Genomic DNA, 16173 nt, shown 5'->3' with positions numbered 1-16173 from the left:
CTCTCCATAAAAGTTGAAGTCCGAAAACTTCTATTCATGAATAAGCTTGTTAGCTCATTACTTGTTTTCTTGCGAATTGACAGTTTCGCTCATTGTTCAGTTTTCAAGGAACAAATCTTCTTTTCTTTGTTGCCGTTGTTCTCAGCGGCGACTTTTATAATATATCACATCTGTCTAGTTGATTGCAAGCATTTTTTTTATTTTTTTTAAAAGTAAAATCTGTGCTTGCATTCCATCGACAAAAGCGACAATGAACAATATAGCACAGATCTTAATAGCTCGTCAACTTATTTTGTTGTGGTATTGTTTGTCAATATTTCTGCAATATAAACTTGTCTTTCGGTCGTTAAATTGATAATGTCCCCGCCTATTGATACCCACGGCCTTGTAGGGTGGGCAGGATCTGTAAATATAATTTCCCCTACTCTGTCATCATTAAGGCGAACTAGAGTACCGTTATGGAATTGCGTCGCCTTTTCGACAAAGGCTGTTACATATGAAGGATCCAGTTTGCCGAAGGCATCCTGCTGAAGCTGTTCCAGCACCAAATAAGGAGATGCTGCTTGGCGATATGCTCTTTTCATCGTCATCGCATTGTATATGTCTGCAATCGCGACCAGCTTGGCGTACGGATGTATTTTGTCCATCGTAACCCCAAGCGGATACCCGCTTCCATCAATACGTTCATGATGTTGTAGGGCGGCCAGCTTCACTCCATCGTTGATGGCAGCTACATTTTTGAGCAGCTGGTAGCCTGTCAGCGGATGACGCTTCATTTCATCAATTTCCGATTGTGTTAAAGATGCAGGCTTGTTCAAAATAGACTGATCGACCTTCGTATTGCCGATATCGTGCAGCAAGCCGGCAAGCGCTGCCGGAATCCAGTCCTTTTTAGACAGTCCAACCCATTGTGCAAGCATGTAGCAGCTCATCGAAGTCATTACACTTTTATGATACAAATAGTCTTCCTGCTCATTTTCTTGCAGCATAGGTGAAAAAGAGAGCAAATTATACTCCTCAATATGCTGGAGCATTGCTTCCAGCTGCGCCCGGATCTCAACAATGGGGACATTCATCCCGATTATTGATTGGCTGAATACGCTTTTTAGCAATTGCACCATTTGCGTGTATTGAGTGAGCAAATTTGCTTTTGCGCCCTTTTTCGCAATTTCCGCTTTCACCTGCTCTGCACCGTGGTCAGCCGAATCGCCGGAGTCAATAACAACGGTAGGTACCAGAAAAGCACGAAGAATTTCCAGCTCTCTCGGTGTAATGACCCTGCCTTTGTAGAAAAGGATGCTCCCTAGCGGGGTCGATACATCTTGAAGCAGTTTATCTCCTAACTTTACTTGCGATACGGCTACCATTGTCATTGAATTCCCTCCACCTGAACGAAGCTTACTCTAAATTATTGCTCAGTTGAAGCATCTCCGGCAGCGGATGAATCCGCCCCCTCGCCTGCAACCTCGCCATCTGCTTGCTCTTCTGCCGTTTCTTCGCTGCGGGCTACGCGCGTTACCGTCGCTACCGAATCCTCATCGCGGATATGAATCAGCTTAACGCCTTGCGTGTTGCGGCCCATTGTCGAGATGCCCTCCATACTTGTACGGATCATCGTTCCCGACGATGTCATGATCATGAGATCTTCGTCATTTTGAACGACTTTCAGACCAACAATCGGTCCATTCTTGTCAGTAACATTGAGTGTTTTAATCCCTTTGCCGCCGCGTGACTGGATTCGATACTCCCCAATCGGAGTACGTTTGCCGTAACCTTTGGACGTAACGATGAGGACGTCATTTTCCGGTACGATAACATCCATATCGATAACATAGTCGTTTTCGTCGGTATGGATTCCCTTTACGCCGGTAGCTGCGCGCCCCATTGGGCGAACATCCTGCTCAGGGAAGCGAATGGACATCCCTTGACTTGTCCCCATAATAATTTCTTGATTGCCGTCCGTCAGCTTCACGCCGATCAGCATGTCATCTTCGCGCAAATTAATCGCAATCAAACCGATCTTGCGAATATTGTTGTAATCGTCAAGCGGCGTTTTCTTAACGATGCCTTGACGGGTAGCGAAGAATAAATAACGGTCCGGATCAAAGGATTCGACCGGAATAACCGCATTAACCGTCTCGCCTTGCTCGATCTGAATCAAATTGATGATCGGCGTTCCGCGGGCAGTCCGGCTCAAATCCGGAATTTCATAGGCTTTTAGGCGGTACACCTTCCCCTTGTCCGTAAAGAACAACAAGTAGTGGTGGGTGTTGGACACAAAGAGATGCTCAACAAAGTCATTATCCTTCGTATCCATCCCCATTACGCCTTTGCCTCCCCGCTTCTGGCTGCGGTATGTGCTAACCGGCAAACGTTTGACATAGCCGGAGTGCGTAATCGTAATGATGACGTCCTCGCGAGGAATCAGGTCTTCATCCATGATCTCCTCGTCGCTCATCATCAGCTCTGTACGCCGCTCGTCTCCGAAGCGCTCCTTGACATCCTCCAGCTCCTCGCTAATGATCTCCAGCACAAGCTGCTCGTCCGCCAAAATCGCCTTATATTCAGCAATTTTGTTCAGAAGCTCTGCATACTCGGCTTCAATCTTGTCGCGTTCCAGACCTGTCAGACGCTGCAGGCGCATATCAAGAATCGCCTGAGCCTGATCATAGGAAAGCGCGAAACGGGAAATTAATCCTTCCCTTGCTTGGTCGGCTGTCTGCGAAGAGCGAATGAGCGCGATTACCTCATCCAAATGATCAAGCGCAATGCGCAAGCCCTCCAAAATATGGGCGCGTGCTTCAGCCTTTTTCAGATCAAATTCCGTACGACGGCGGATAACCTCGATCTGATGCTGCAGGTAGTAATATAGAATCTCTTTCACATTCAATGTGCGCGGCTCGCGGTTTACAATCGCCAGCATATTGATGCCAAAGTTCATCTGCATCTGAGTATGCTTGTACAAATTGTTCAAGACGACGCTCGGGTTTACATCGCGCCGCAGCTCAATGACGACTCGCATGCCGTTGCGGTCCGATTCATCGCGCAGATCGGTAATGCCGTCGATTTTTTTCTCGCGAACGAGCTCGGCAATCTTTTCGACAAGCCGCGCTTTTATAACCTGGTAAGGCAGCTCATGCACGATGATCCGCGCCTTGCCGCCATTATCCTCAATTGTCGCTCTGGCCCGCATCGTAACGGATCCGCGGCCGGTCGTATACGCTTGGCGAATGCCTTCCCGCCCCATTACAAAGCCGGCAGTCGGGAAGTCAGGGCCTTTAATAAACTCCATCAATTCAGGAATCGTAATTTCCGGGTTGCGAATCATCGCCTGCAAACCGTCAATTACTTCTCCCAAATTGTGCGGAGGTATATTCGTGGCCATGCCGACAGCGATCCCTGTCAAGCCATTGACCAGCAAGTAAGGGAATCGCGCTGGCAATACAGTCGGTTCCTGCTCCTCGCCATCATAGTTGGGTATGAAATCGACCGTATCCTTGTTAATGTCCCGCAGCATCTCCATAGCAATCTTGGAGAGGCGCGCTTCTGTATACCGCATTGCGGCCGCCGCATCTCCATCGATGGAGCCGAAGTTGCCGTGTCCGTCAACCAGCATGTACCGCAGTGAGAAATCCTGTGCCATCCGCACCATCGTCTCGTACACAGCAGAATCACCGTGAGGGTGATACTTGCCGATTACTTCACCTACGATTCTGGCGGATTTCTTATACGGCTTATCCGGGGACATCCCCAACTCGGACATCGCATACAAAATACGGCGATGCACCGGCTTAAGCCCATCCCTGACATCAGGAAGCGCACGGCTGACGATGATGCTCATCGCATAGTCCATAAAGGACTCGCGCATCTCGGCACCGATATCACGATCCTGTATTTGCGAACGTTGTTCTTCCGCCATGGTCAACCTCCTATAAATGAATGCCCTACTGAACCTTTTAAAAGCTTCAAATCGGGCAAGCGAACTATCACTTTTGATAATGAGCCAGTTTCATCTCACCGCAAGCTGCTGTCAAAGAAGCAGCTTCTGGCTAGTCTTTCAGCTTATGAAAATGACTCATTCTTATAAACTTATATATCTAAAGTATGTTCATAAACGATCCTGGCTTAAACCTCGCTGCAAGAAGAAACGGCTGACGCCGTCCTTTGCGCGAGGCAAGTTTCTTCCCTCAGAAATATAAGCTGTGTATAAGGTGAAACTTATACTTTCTTATATTTTGAGAAGAAACGGCTGATGCCGTCCTTGGTCGCTGCATGTGGCAAAGCTGCCGTCCTCTTCTGCGCGAATAGGCCAGTAATTCCACGCCCTTGCAGGACACGAACCCTCTCACTATGAAACATACCGCCATACAATAGCATAAGAGGGACCTAGCTTGTGACAATAGACTACCCAACATTATACCATTGATTTGAACCTCTGTCTTGCTTGCCGTCAAAACCTTAACATTCACAAGAAAGGCGGGTCAGCAATGACTGGACTACGTATGAAAAGCAAATGGTTGAAAACAAATGTCCTGCTGCAGTCGCATGAGCTTCAACAATTCATTCCTGCAACAAAGCCATGGAGCCCCTCCTGCTTCCAAATGATGCTGGATCAATATGCAATGATTTATCTCAAACCGGATATTGGAACTTTCGGTAAAGGGGTAATTCGAGCTGAGAAGAAGCCGCATGGCGTGTACACCTTTCAACTTGGTACCCGACTTTACACGTTTTCCTCATTGGAGCAAATGATTGACCGGCTGCAGCGCATTATAGGCACCCGCCGCTATATCGTACAGCAAGGTATCCACCTGCTGAGTCATATGCAGCGCCGTTTCGATATTCGAGTCATGATTCAAAAAAATCCGGCAAATGAGTGGGAGGCTACCGGCATTATCGGACGCCTTGGCAATCCGCGCAAAATCGTCACCAACTATCATAGCGGAGGAACGCCGCTGCCTTTTGAGCTGCTTATGCAGTCTTATCTCAGCTTGGATGAGATGCCGCAATATCAAGCATCCTTAAACCAGCTTGGCATCGAGGTCGCCCGCCAATTGGAGCAGCAACTTCCGAGTTTAAAAGAAATCGGCGTCGATGTAGCGATCGATCTTTCGCTGCAGCCATGGATTTTGGAAGTAAATACACGTCCGGATCCTTATATTTTTCGCAAGCTTAACGATAAAGCCGTGTTTCGTAAAATTTATTGCTATTGTGTCGGCTACGGGCGGATCAAGAAAAAACGAAAACGGCGCATGAAGCTGCGCCGCGCGGGAAAAATAAGAAAAAACCGCGGCCAAAGGTTTAAAAAGCAGCCGTCCGGTAAACCGAACGGCTGAAATCGCTCAAAACTATATGTCTAAGTTCGTTACAAACTTGGCAAATTGCTGTATAAAATCACGCCGCGGCTCAACATTATCGCCCATAAGCGTCTCGAAGATGTCATCCGCTTCAATCGCATCTTCAATCGTTACTTGCAGCATCGTACGGCTCTCAGGATCCATTGTCGTCTCCCATAGCTGGCCGGCATTCATCTCGCCCAAGCCTTTATAGCGCTGAACGTTTACTTTAACGCCTTCGCCAAATTCTGCAATAATTGCATCGCGTTCTTTTTCACTTTGCGCATAACGCACAACTTTGTTGCGCTCGATTTTAAACAGTGGCGGCTGGGCTATATAAATATAACCGGCCTCGATAATTTTGCGCATGTAGCGGAAAAAGAACGTCAGCAGCAAGGTGCGGATATGAGCGCCGTCGACATCGGCATCCGTCATAATAATGACTTTGTGGTAGCGTGCCTTCGAAATGTCAAAATCATCACTAATGCCGGTTCCTAGCGCTGTAATAATGGCTCTAATTTCCGCATTGCCGAGAATGCGGTCAAGCCGGGCTTTTTCCACATTCAAAATTTTACCGCGCAGCGGCAAGATCGCCTGGAAATGACGGTCCCGCCCTTGCTTGGCCGATCCTCCTGCGGAATCACCTTCGACGATGTAAAGTTCGCTAATTGAAGCGTCCTTAGACGAACAATCCGCTAATTTACCAGGAAGTGAGCTAACCTCGAGCGCGCTTTTGCGCCGCGTCAACTCCCGGGCTTTGCGGGCAGCCTCGCGTGCTCGGGAGGCTTGCAGCCCTTTTTCGACGATTTTACGGGATACTGCCGGATTCTCATCCAGAAACTCCTGGAATTTTTCAGCGAAAAACGATTCCACAATCCCTCGAACTTCACTGTTCCCCAGCTTAGTCTTTGTCTGCCCCTCAAATTGCGGCTCCGGAATTTTGACCGAAATAATCGCAGTCAATCCTTCCCGGACGTCATCACCGGACAAGTTGGAATCATTATCCTTAATCATGTTCGATTTGCGAGCATAATCGTTAATGATCCGCGTCAACGCACTCTTAAAGCCGGATTCATGCGTTCCGCCCTCATGCGTGTTGATGTTGTTGGCGAAAGAATAAATGTTCTCGCTGTAGCTGTCATTGTATTGCAATGCGACCTCTACCTGGATTTGATCCTTTTCGCCTTCGACATAGATCGGCGTTTCGTGCAGCGCAACCCGCTTGCGGTTCAAAAATTGAACAAACTCAATAATCCCGCCGTCATATTTGTATTTCTCTGAGGTTTCCGTCCGCTCATCAACGAGAATGATCTCGATTCCTTTGTTCAGGAAGGCCAGCTCGCGGATGCGCGACTGCAATGTTTCATACTCGTATACAGTCGTCTCTGTGAACACTTCCGGATCCGGCTTAAAGCGAATCGTCGTTCCCGTTTCATCGGACTCGCCGATAATTTGCAGTTCGCCTTGCGGAACGCCGCGGCGGAATTCCATCTGGTAAATCTTGCCGTGAAGTTTGACCGTTGCCGTCACATGCTCAGACAACGCATTAACTACGGATACACCAACACCGTGCAATCCGCCTGAAACTTTATAGCCTTCGCCGCCAAATTTCCCGCCGGCATGAAGAACGGTCATAACTACTTCCAGCGTAGATTTCTTCAGCTTTGCATTTTCGCCCACCGGTATGCCCCGTCCATTGTCGATAACGGTAATGCTGTTATCTTCATGGATGCGTACTTCAATGCGGTCGCAATACCCTGCAAGCGCTTCGTCGATACTGTTGTCGACAACTTCCCATACGAGATGATGCAGCCCTTTACTGCTGGTTGAACCAATATACATCCCGGGACGTTTACGAACAGCCTCCAACCCTTCTAAAACCTGTATCTGATTTTCGTCGTACGTGTTTTGATTCAACGACATGGCTCGATTTCACTGCTCCTCTCGACTGCTATGCTACAAACGCCTCACTTGTGCTCGTCTACGTTGTCGCAAAATGATGCGATCGCTTCTTCAGCGTGGAGGATGATATCGGCGAATAGTAGATTTTGTGTTCCGTCACAACAATCGATTTCGCTTCCTCTTCTCCTATTACTTCAACGTCTTTTCGCTTCCGGGCCTGGGCGACAAATTGCTTGGACAGCTTGGAAGACTGCTCGATGGATATATCAAAAATAGCCACGAGTTCCGCGGCGCGAATAATTTTCTCTCCACCTAAATGAATATACATAGCAACTCTCCTTGCTGTTTCGATTTCGAAAGGCATGAGCTTACCCGCAGGCCCGTACCTTCAATGCGCAACCTGGCCGTCCCGCACATGATAAATACGGGAGTCCGTAAGCTTGCTGATATCGACGCTTTCAAGCCCGGTCGTCGTAATAAACGTTTGCACTTTGTTTTGGAATGTCTCTATTAGCTGCGTCTGACGCCTCTGATCCAGTTCAGACAGGACATCGTCCAAAAGCAATAAGGGATATTCCCCGATTTCCTCGTGAATAAGCTCAATCTCAGCCAGCTTGAGCGATAGCGCAGTTGTGCGCTGCTGGCCTTGCGAGCCGTAGATCTGGGCTTCCTTGCCGTTAATGAAAAAGGCTAGATCATCGCGATGCGGGCCAACCATTGTCATGCCCCGACGCAGTTCCTGATCTTTCACCTGTGATAACTTTATCATAAATTGCTCAAATAAAACAGATTCTTCTTCTTCCAGCTCGGCATCAAAGGAGGGGCGGTACACGATAGTAAGCGCTTCTGCACCGCCGGTTATGCCGGAATGAATCTGCTCAGCCCAGGTTTGCAGTTTATGAATAAAGCTTTGCCTTTTTTTCATAATTTTAACACCATATTCTGCTAATTGCATGTTCCAGATATCAAGCATCGCTTGCTGCGAGCCGCCAGAATGTGAAGTTTTCAAATAATTGTTGCGCTGAACAAGTACTTTAGCGTATTGGCCTAAAGTATGCAAATAGCCGGGCTGTACTTGGCCGATTTCCATGTCCAGAAACCGTCTTCGTATGCCCGGCGTGCCTTTTACAATTTCCAAATCTTCCGGCGCAAACATCACAACATTCAATGCTCCGACAAAATCACTCAACTTACGCTGCTCCAACCCGTTAATTTTCGCTTTTTTGCCTTGCGTCGACAGGATGAGATCAAGCGTCAGCGCCCCGTACTTTTTGTCGACTTCTCCCCGGATGCGGGCATTTGCCGCTTGCCATCCGATCAATTCTTTATCCTTGCTTGTACGATGAGACTTGGTCAAGGCCAAGACAAATATGGCCTCAAGCAAATTTGTTTTTCCTTGTGCATTGGGGCCGACAAATAAGTTAACCTGACTATCCGTTTGCAGCTCCAATTGCTCATAATTGCGATATTGCTGCAGCTGAACCGATTTTAAATACACATTGCCGCCTCCCGGTAATGCCTCCTGAAAGTTGCATTAACGGCTGACAACTTTAAAGCTGCCATAGCCGTTAATTTCAACCAGATCCCCAGCATACAATTTGCGTCCACGGCGATTGTCCGGCTCACCGTTGATCAAAATTTCATGCTCCTGCAAAAAAAACTTCGCAGCTCCGCCTGTATCGATGCAGTCGGCCAATTTCAAAAATTGACCGAGCGCGATATATTCTGTCGAAATGGAAATGTCTTTCATTGTGCCAGCTCCCCGCAATGGTCGTTTAACCGGTCGTCCGGTACGGCAATATTAGATGCAAGCTATTGTCGTGATCTGTCGGTTTAATGATGATCGGACTCATAGCGCCTCTAAAGCCAATGAATAAATATTCACTGTCAATAACTTTCAGGGCGTCGAGCATATATTTGGAGTTAAACGCAATACGGAGCGGCTCGCCCGTCAATTGCTTTACTTCAAGATGCTCGGTCACTCTGCCCAACTCTGTGGAACTGGAAGAAATTTCAATAAGTCCGTCATCTTGCGTCGCCAAGCGGACAATATTTGTTTTTTCCTCTCTTGACATCAAATATGCCCGATCGATGGCATCCATCAATTTTTTTGTATGCAAAACAAGTTCTGTTTGGAACTCTTTCGGAATAATCTTGGAAGTATCAGGGTATGTCCCGTCCAGTATGCGCGAATAGAACAGCACTTGGTTCATTTTAAACAGCACTTGATTGTCGGCTACGACAATGTCCACTTTACAATTTTCGTCAGGCACCAGACGCGACAATTCGACAAGCGTTTTACCGGAAATAACGATATTGGAAAAACGGTAGCTAGGATCGCAATCGACCGGCGCGACCCGGCTGGCCAGGCGGTGACGGTCAGTCGACACGAACTTCAGTTCGCCCTCGTGCAAATTCCATAATACACCCGTCAAAATAGGGGTTTGCTCACTTGTGGAGGCGGCAAATACAGTTTGCCGAATCATCGATTTGAGCAGATCGCCCGGTACTGTAATGCTTTCGCTTTCTTCAATTGTCGGCAGAACAGGAAACTCTTCCGGATCGAGGCCGAGCATTTGGATGTCGCTTGAGCCTGAGCGAATCATCGTTTGATGATGCTCTCTTACTTCAATTTCGATTTCATCAGAAGGCAGCTTTTTTACAATTTCGACAAAAAATTTGGACGGCAGTACGACGCTGCCAGGCTTGTCGACTTTTGCAATGACCAAATCGCCATCTTCGACAGGAATGAAGCTTTGAATCGAAATATCTGCATCGCTTGCTGTTAATGTAACACCTTGATGAGTGGCGTCGAATTTAATGCCGCCAAGAATCGGGATGGTTGGGCGCGGAGATGTCGCTTTGGATACATGCTGAATGGCATCGTTAAGCTCATCTTTGCGAATGGTTAATTTCATGATTTCACTCCTAATATCGTTGATTGTGCAGCAGGTCGAATTTGATGGACTTATGTCGCACGTTTTAATAGATGATGAATTAATAAAAAATAGTCGTAGTAGCAGTAGGCGCCGTGAATATGTGGATAAGCGGGAAAAGCAATGATAAATCAAGCCTATCCACATGTGTATATCTTGTGCATAGGCTTTTGGTTCTTTTGTGCGCACAAGTGGATAACTTTGTGCGCTTATTTTATTGAGAAATTAAGTATGATTTTTTACCTTTTCCGTAATGGTCTGCACGATTTTGTATAATTCCGGATCGTTTTTGAGCTGCTGCGATATTTTCTCATGGGCGTGGATCACAGTCGTATGGTCGCGTCCGCCAAAGGCTTCGCCAATTTTCGGCAGTGAAAACTCCGTCAGTTCGCGGGAAAGATACATGGCGACCTGCCGCGGAAAGGCGACGGCCTTCGTTCTTTTTCGCGCTTTGAATTCCTCGAGCCGCAAACCGTAAAATTCTCCGACTTTTTGTTGAATATCCTGCATTGTGATCATCTTTGGCCGGCTTGACGGAATGATATCCTTGAGCGCTTCGGCTGCCAGATGCGAGCTGATGTCTTCGTTAATAAGCGAAGAATAGGCAACAACCCGTATTAGCGCGCCTTCAAGCTCCCGAATATTCGTGTCGATTTGGTTGGCGATATAGATCATCGCTTCATTCGGAATATCCAGGTTTTCTGCTTTTGCTTTTTTGCGCAAAATGGCGATCCGCGTCTCCAAATCAGGAGGCTGGATATCCGTCTGCAGTCCCCACTCGAAGCGGGAGCGCAGCCGCTCTTCCAAAGTTGGAATTTCTTTCGGCGGCCGGTCGCTGGAAATGACGATTTGCTTACGTTCTTCATGCAGCGCATTGAAGGTATGGAAAAACTCCTCTTGCGTCCCGTCTTTGCCGGCTAAAAACTGAATATCGTCGATTAGTAGCACGTCGATGCTGCGATATTTGTTGCGGAAGCTCTCGCCGCGGTCGTCGCGTATCGAGTTGATGAATTCATTGGTGAATTTTTCGGACGACAAATAAAGCACGCGGGTGCTTGGATTGTGATCCAAAATATAATGACCGATCGCATGCATGAGATGTGTTTTGCCAAGTCCTACGCCGCCATACAGAAACAGCGGATTATAGGCTTTAGCAGGCGCTTCGGCAACTGCTAAAGAAGCCGCGTGGGCAAAACGGTTATTCGCACCGATGACAAATGTGTCGAATGTATACTTCGGATTCAGCATATACTGAGCTGTATCTTCGGATGGAATGTAAACTTGCGGCGCTGGCGGAGGCTGCACAGCCGGCTCCGGCGGTTTGTTCTCTTCAATTACAAATTTTATATCGAATTGGCGCCCCATATATTCCTGAAGCGTTGTTCGAACCAGCTTAGTATACCGGCCCTCCAGCCATTCGACGGCGAATGCTGTTGGAGCGGTTATGATGACCATCGATTCACCGTGGAAGGAAGCTTTGGTCGCTTTGAACCAGGTGTCAAAGCTGGGCTTGCTTAGCTTGGTTTGTATAATCGACAGCACCTGTTGCCACATTTCGTGCGCATGGCTATCCACAGACTTGTCACTCCTTATCAATTTCACCCGGGAATAGGCATAGTAAGGCCTCAGGTGTCGAATTACCGGGCAATCGTGACATGTTCATCCACAGTATTAAGGATGCATGAGAGAAAATTATCAAAAGGGGGTGAATGTTGTTCACATTGTTATCCACAGGCTGTTAATAATTCTGAGGAAAAGTTAGAGTCATCCACATCAAAAACAAATCTATCATAGCAAAATAGGCTCTATTTTTCAACGATTTGCTCGTTTTTATCCACAAATTCAATAGGTTGTGCATAAAAGTTATCTACAACACTAGATATTGTTTATATCCTGTTAAGATTCGACAAAAACTGTGGAAAGTCTAAAAAAACTGTCCACATGTTATTAATTTTGAAGAAAAGTGCGCCTTTTTGTAATTTATCCACAGGCTCTGTCGGCTTGTGCAGAGGTGGCTTATTTTGCCGGAATTTGCGGTAAGCGTGTTGTATTGACATTATGCTGTGGGCGTGGTTAAATAAAAAATAGCGTTTTTATAATGAGAAATGGTCCGTCGTACGAGCGACGAATGCATAGGTTTTCGCCAGGCGAGGGAATATGGATCCGGGAGGTGCAGAGAGTGAGACCTACATTTAGACCAAATGTAAGCAAGCGCAAAAAAGTACACGGTTTTCGTAAACGGATGGCGTCGAAGAATGGCCGTAAAGTATTGAGCGCCCGCCGCCAAAAGGGCAGAAAAGTACTGAGCGCGTAGACAGAAGACCACATGCCGTGGTCTTTTTTTTATTTCAATATGAAGAGTACAGGTTCGCCCTCTACACTTGGGTTATTTAGAAAGGAAACCAAGGAAGGCGCCCACTGTTTCCTCTTGCTGCAAGGGCAGCACTTCACAGACCAGGTGCGGACATGCTGTTTAAGAGCGGCATAACGGGTAATAATTGATAGGTGAGGGTTTGGTGAGGGATACAGGTGCAAAGAAAATTACGATTACGAAAGCGTGAAGACTTCAGTCGGATCTATCGCCACGGGAAGTCATTCGCTAATGGTCAATTCGTCGTCTATTGGTCGCGGCAGCCGAAAGCGGAGCCGTTTCGTCTCGGTGTATCTGCCAGCAAAAAGATTGGCAATGCAGTTGTTCGCAACCGGATGCGCCGCCTGGTTAAGGAAATTATTCGTCATCAGGCTGACCGGATTACGGATCAGCTGGACATTATCATTATAGTACGCAAAGCTGCTGTAGGGATGAAAATGAAGGAACTGGAGCGAAGCATGCTTCATGTTTTGAAGCGTTCCGGATTGTTGAAAGCGAGTAAATAAACCGGTTGTCCACAAGTGGAAGGCTTGTTTCCTTGGTACCTAAAATATGTTATAGTTTTAGATGAATCGATAACAGGATGAAAGTGGAATTGTGAGGGTACTCTAGAGAGGAGTTTTCGTGTTGTCCCGGATTTCAAAACGAACATGGTTCACCTTGCTGGGGCTCGTTGTTGTCATGCTTTTATTGTCAGGCTGCACACCTTCGACGAGTCATACGGTAAGGACAGAAGATTTGCTGCAGGGCAACTTCTGGGAGAAAAATGTCGTGTATTGGTTTGCTCTGATGCTCGACACATTTGCTGGCTGGTTCAATGGTGAATATGGCTTTGCGATTTTGCTGCTGACGATTATTGTCAGAACATTGATTTTGCCGCTGACGCTGAAGCAATATCGCAGTTCTAAAGCAATGCAGGCTCTGCAACCGGAGCTGGCGAAAATTAAGGAAAAGTATAAGGATAACCCGCAGAAACAGCAAGAAGAGACGATGAAGCTGTTCCAGCAGCATCGAGTGAATCCGCTTGCGGGCTGTCTGCCGTTAATTGTACAGATGCCGATTTTCATTGCCTTGTATAATTCGATTTATTGGAATCCGGCGATCCGGGATCACTCGTTCCTTGGGATCAAGATGGGGGTACCTGTAAACGAACAGGCCTGGTATGCTTATCTGCTTCCTGTACTGGCGGCACTGACAACCTTTATTCAGTCGAAGATGATGTCTTCTCAGCAGAAGACGATGCCGATGATGCAAGGGATTATGTTGATCTTCCCTGTCCTTATTTTCGTAATGGCATTGAACTTCCCGGCTGCGCTGCCTCTTTATTGGGTATTCAGTAATGTGTACACCATTATTCAGAACTATTTCCTTTATGTACGTTCCTCAAATAAGGGGAAGGAGAGTGCTCCTGCGAAATGAACAAAATCGTAGCATCGGGTAAAACGATAGAAGATGCTGTACGTAACGGATTAAAGGAATTGCAAGTGACTGAGGATCAAGTCATTGTTCATGTGCTTGAACAGCCATCCAGAGGCTTGTTCGGATTGATCGGAACAAGAGCGGCGAAGGTCGAGCTTGAGCTTGTCCCAGTGCCTGAACCGGCATCGCAAGCGGAAGAGCCACCTCTCGAAGCGAGCCAAGATCCGATCGCTGAAGTAGAACAGTTTGTTAACGATGTTGCCCGCGCAATGGGCCTGGAATTAAACATCACCCGCAAGCAAAGCCGCGAAGGACTGACGCTTATCTTGTCAGGCAGCGGAGATATTGGTGTGCTGATTGGCCGCCGCGGGCAAACGTTAGACGCCTTGCAATATTTGGTCAATATTGTGGCCAACCGTTATTCTGACAGCCATCTTCGCATCATACTGGATGCTGAGGATTTTCGTGAACGCAGGCGTAAGACGCTCGAAGAGTTGGCTGATCGGCTTGCAAACCGGGTAATCCGCACAAAGAAAGAAGTAGTGCTGGAACCGATGTCGGCTCACGAACGCAAAGTGATCCACGCTCGTTTGCAAGTGCATGCAAAAGTTAAGACATTCAGTAAAGGCGAAGAGCCAAATCGGCGGATTGTCATCGCTTTGAAACAATAGAAGGAAGAGAATGAAGCAATGGCTCGCTTGACGGTCATTGCTTCATTTTCTAAATATACGAGAAATAAAGTAAAAGCGTTGGGAGCGTAACCGCGTATGATGATAAATGACACCATTGCCGCCATTTCGACAGCAGTCGGAGAGGGCGGCATTGCCGTTATTCGGGTAAGTGGACCTGATGCCGTAACCGCGGCGTCCCGGGTATTTCGTTCCAAAACGAATATCGCTGAGGCGCCGTCGCATACCGTTCACTACGGGCATATTGTTGATCCGGAGACAGGAGAGATTGTTGAAGAAATTTTGCTGACATTAATGCGCGGCCCCCGGTCATTTACAGCAGAAGATGTGGTTGAATTAAGTACACACGGCGGTGTAGTAGCCGTTAAACGGGTATTGGAACTGTTGCTTCGGCAAAAGGAGATCCGGCTGGCGGAGCCAGGCGAATTTACGAAGCGGGCCTTTTTGAATGGACGGATTGACCTGACGCAAGCAGAAGCGGTCATCGATCTCATTCGCTCCAAGTCGGATCGCGCCTTCTCGATCGCGATGAAGCAAGCTCAAGGGACTTTGTCGCGCAAAGTGAAGGATTTGCGCCATCGCTTAGTGGAATTGCTGGCTCATATAGAAGTGAATATTGACTATCCGGAGCATGATGTAGCGGAAATGACGAACGCCTTCATCCGGGATCATTGCAACCAGGCGTGCGCGGAAATTGACGGGCTGTTAAAAACAGCGAGTGAAGGTAAAATACTGCGGGAAGGCATTGTTACGGCAATAGTTGGACGCCCGAATGTCGGCAAGTCCTCGCTGCTTAATGCGCTTGTGCAGGAAAATAAAGCGATCGTGACCGATATACCCGGTACGACCCGCGACGTGATCGAGGAGTATGTCACATTAGGCGGCATACCGCTGCGCCTTTTGGATACTGCCGGCATTCGGGAAACGGCCGATATCGTAGAGCAGATTGGGGTTGAACGGTCCCGCAGCGCAATCGAAGAGGCGGATTTAGTCTTATTTGTTCTTAATGCAAGCGAGCCGTTGCAAGCAGAGGATTTGCAGCTGCTGGAGCAGGTGAAGGGCAAGCAGGCAGTCGTTATTTTCAATAAAACGGACTTGCCGATTCAAATTGACCGCGCAGAAGTAGAGCGTGTTTTTTCAGCCGATTTAATTGTGGATATGTCCGTGCTTGAGGAAAAAGGCTTGGACCGGCTAGAAAAGGTGATAATGGATTTATTTTTCGGTGGACAATTAGAGTCAGCCGATTTAACGTATGTAAGTAATGTCAGACATATTTCATTACTGCGTGCAGCACGTCAATCTTTAGTGGATGCGATGGAAGCTACCGAACTTGGCATTCCGATTGATATTGTGCAAATTGATATAAGAAGTGCATGGGAGCAACTTGGCGAAGTTATAGGAGATTCGGTGGGTGAGTCACTCATCGACCAAATTTTCTCTCAGTTTTGTTTAGGTAAATAACGATAAAATACGGTTGTAAAAAATGTTAATGAAAACCTTTCAAGAAAAAGAGGTTAAGG

General features: G+C 47.4%; 14 protein-coding genes. 6 read left to right on the top strand and 8 right to left on the bottom strand.

Annotated features, from left to right (window positions below):
• Positions 1-287 precede the first annotated feature (287 nt).
• Together ACFQ0N_RS30190 and gyrA are read right to left on the bottom strand one after the other, a co-directional pair.
• On the bottom strand, positions 288-1373 hold the full coding sequence (locus ACFQ0N_RS30190; protein ID WP_379333485.1) for an HD-GYP domain-containing protein: 1086 nt from the start codon (positions 1371-1373) through the stop codon (positions 288-290).
• Between the two features lie 35 nt (positions 1374-1408).
• Positions 1409-3919: a DNA gyrase subunit A gene (gene gyrA / locus ACFQ0N_RS30185; RefSeq protein ID WP_379333483.1), complete on the bottom strand. Its 2511-nt coding sequence runs from the start codon at positions 3917-3919 to the stop codon at positions 1409-1411.
• Between the two features lie 568 nt (positions 3920-4487).
• On the opposite strand from gyrA, the gene ACFQ0N_RS30180 reads away from it, so the two are divergent.
• Positions 4488-5336, top strand: a complete 849-nt coding sequence (locus tag ACFQ0N_RS30180) for a YheC/YheD family protein (protein WP_379333481.1) — start codon at positions 4488-4490, stop codon at positions 5334-5336.
• 12 nt (positions 5337-5348) lie between these two features.
• Here ACFQ0N_RS30180 and gyrB read toward each other — a convergent pair whose 3' ends face one another.
• The 6 genes from gyrB to dnaA all read right to left on the bottom strand — a co-directional run bounded on the left by gyrB (position 5349) and on the right by dnaA (position 11749).
• A complete protein-coding gene (gene gyrB, locus ACFQ0N_RS30175; protein ID WP_379333479.1) occupies positions 5349-7259 on the bottom strand; it encodes a DNA topoisomerase (ATP-hydrolyzing) subunit B in 1911 nt (636 codons plus the stop codon).
• 58 nt (positions 7260-7317) lie between these two features.
• Positions 7318-7566, bottom strand: a complete 249-nt coding sequence (gene remB, locus ACFQ0N_RS30170; protein ID WP_183600795.1) for an extracellular matrix regulator RemB — start codon at positions 7564-7566, stop codon at positions 7318-7320.
• A 60-nt stretch (positions 7567-7626) separates the two neighbouring features.
• The gene (gene recF / locus ACFQ0N_RS30165) at positions 7627-8736 is read right to left on the bottom strand and encodes a DNA replication/repair protein RecF (protein WP_379333476.1); all 1110 of its coding nucleotides are present in this window, start codon (positions 8734-8736) and stop codon (positions 7627-7629) included.
• A 36-nt stretch (positions 8737-8772) separates the two neighbouring features.
• Complete coding sequence (yaaA, locus tag ACFQ0N_RS30160) at positions 8773-8988, bottom strand: S4 domain-containing protein YaaA (RefSeq protein ID WP_379333474.1); 216 nt, start codon at positions 8986-8988, stop codon at positions 8773-8775.
• A gap of 25 nt (positions 8989-9013) precedes the next feature.
• Complete coding sequence (dnaN, locus tag ACFQ0N_RS30155) at positions 9014-10156, bottom strand: DNA polymerase III subunit beta (RefSeq protein WP_379333472.1); 1143 nt, start codon at positions 10154-10156, stop codon at positions 9014-9016.
• A 243-nt stretch (positions 10157-10399) separates the two neighbouring features.
• Positions 10400-11749, bottom strand: coding sequence for a chromosomal replication initiator protein DnaA (gene dnaA / locus ACFQ0N_RS30150; RefSeq protein ID WP_379333469.1), 1350 nt, complete (start codon positions 11747-11749; stop codon positions 10400-10402).
• Between the two features lie 604 nt (positions 11750-12353).
• Between dnaA and rpmH the strand changes: the two genes are divergently transcribed.
• The 5 genes from rpmH (at position 12354) to mnmE (ending at position 16114) form a co-directional block, all read left to right on the top strand.
• On the top strand, positions 12354-12488 hold the full coding sequence (gene rpmH / locus ACFQ0N_RS30145; protein ID WP_204822364.1) for a 50S ribosomal protein L34: 135 nt from the start codon (positions 12354-12356) through the stop codon (positions 12486-12488).
• 215 nt (positions 12489-12703) lie between these two features.
• Entirely contained in the window at positions 12704-13051 is a 348-nt protein-coding gene (rnpA, locus tag ACFQ0N_RS30140; protein WP_379333467.1) for a ribonuclease P protein component, read from the top strand.
• A gap of 175 nt (positions 13052-13226) precedes the next feature.
• Complete coding sequence (locus ACFQ0N_RS30135) at positions 13227-13964, top strand: YidC/Oxa1 family membrane protein insertase (RefSeq protein ID WP_379333495.1); 738 nt, start codon at positions 13227-13229, stop codon at positions 13962-13964.
• A complete protein-coding gene (gene jag / locus ACFQ0N_RS30130) occupies positions 13961-14635 on the top strand; it encodes an RNA-binding cell elongation regulator Jag/EloR (RefSeq protein ID WP_379333464.1) in 675 nt (224 codons plus the stop codon). The genes ACFQ0N_RS30135 and jag overlap by 4 nt, the downstream gene beginning before the upstream one ends.
• Before the next feature lie 99 nt (positions 14636-14734).
• A complete protein-coding gene (mnmE, locus tag ACFQ0N_RS30125) occupies positions 14735-16114 on the top strand; it encodes a tRNA uridine-5-carboxymethylaminomethyl(34) synthesis GTPase MnmE (RefSeq protein WP_379333493.1) in 1380 nt (459 codons plus the stop codon).
• Positions 16115-16173: the final 59 nt, after the last annotated feature.

It is taken from the genome of Paenibacillus sp. GCM10027626 (genome assembly GCF_042676285.1).
Classification (GTDB): Bacteria; Bacillota; Bacilli; order Paenibacillales; family Paenibacillaceae; genus Paenibacillus_Z.
Note: the sequence above shows the minus strand (reverse complement) of the source record. Positions and strands in the feature narration are given on the sequence as shown.

What these genes read in the sequence shown, in the direction of transcription:
- gyrA (WP_379333483.1), bottom strand. Translation starts at nt 3,919, where the DNA reads ATGGCGGAAGAACAACGTTCGCAAATACAGGATCGTGATATCGGTGCC.
- remB (WP_183600795.1), bottom strand. Translation starts at nt 7,566, where the DNA reads ATGTATATTCATTTAGGTGGAGAGAAAATTATTCGCGCCGCGGAACTC.
- ACFQ0N_RS30180 (WP_379333481.1), top strand. Translation starts at nt 4,488, where the DNA reads ATGACTGGACTACGTATGAAAAGCAAATGGTTGAAAACAAATGTCCTG.
- ACFQ0N_RS30190 (WP_379333485.1), bottom strand. Translation starts at nt 1,373, where the DNA reads ATGACAATGGTAGCCGTATCGCAAGTAAAGTTAGGAGATAAACTGCTT.
- mnmE (WP_379333493.1), top strand. Translation starts at nt 14,735, where the DNA reads ATGATAAATGACACCATTGCCGCCATTTCGACAGCAGTCGGAGAGGGC.
- ACFQ0N_RS30135 (WP_379333495.1), top strand. Translation starts at nt 13,227, where the DNA reads ATGCTTTTATTGTCAGGCTGCACACCTTCGACGAGTCATACGGTAAGG.
- gyrB (WP_379333479.1), bottom strand. Translation starts at nt 7,259, where the DNA reads ATGTCGTTGAATCAAAACACGTACGACGAAAATCAGATACAGGTTTTA.
- yaaA (WP_379333474.1), bottom strand. Translation starts at nt 8,988, where the DNA reads ATGAAAGACATTTCCATTTCGACAGAATATATCGCGCTCGGTCAATTT.
- jag (WP_379333464.1), top strand. Translation starts at nt 13,961, where the DNA reads ATGAACAAAATCGTAGCATCGGGTAAAACGATAGAAGATGCTGTACGT.
- dnaN (WP_379333472.1), bottom strand. Translation starts at nt 10,156, where the DNA reads ATGAAATTAACCATTCGCAAAGATGAGCTTAACGATGCCATTCAGCAT.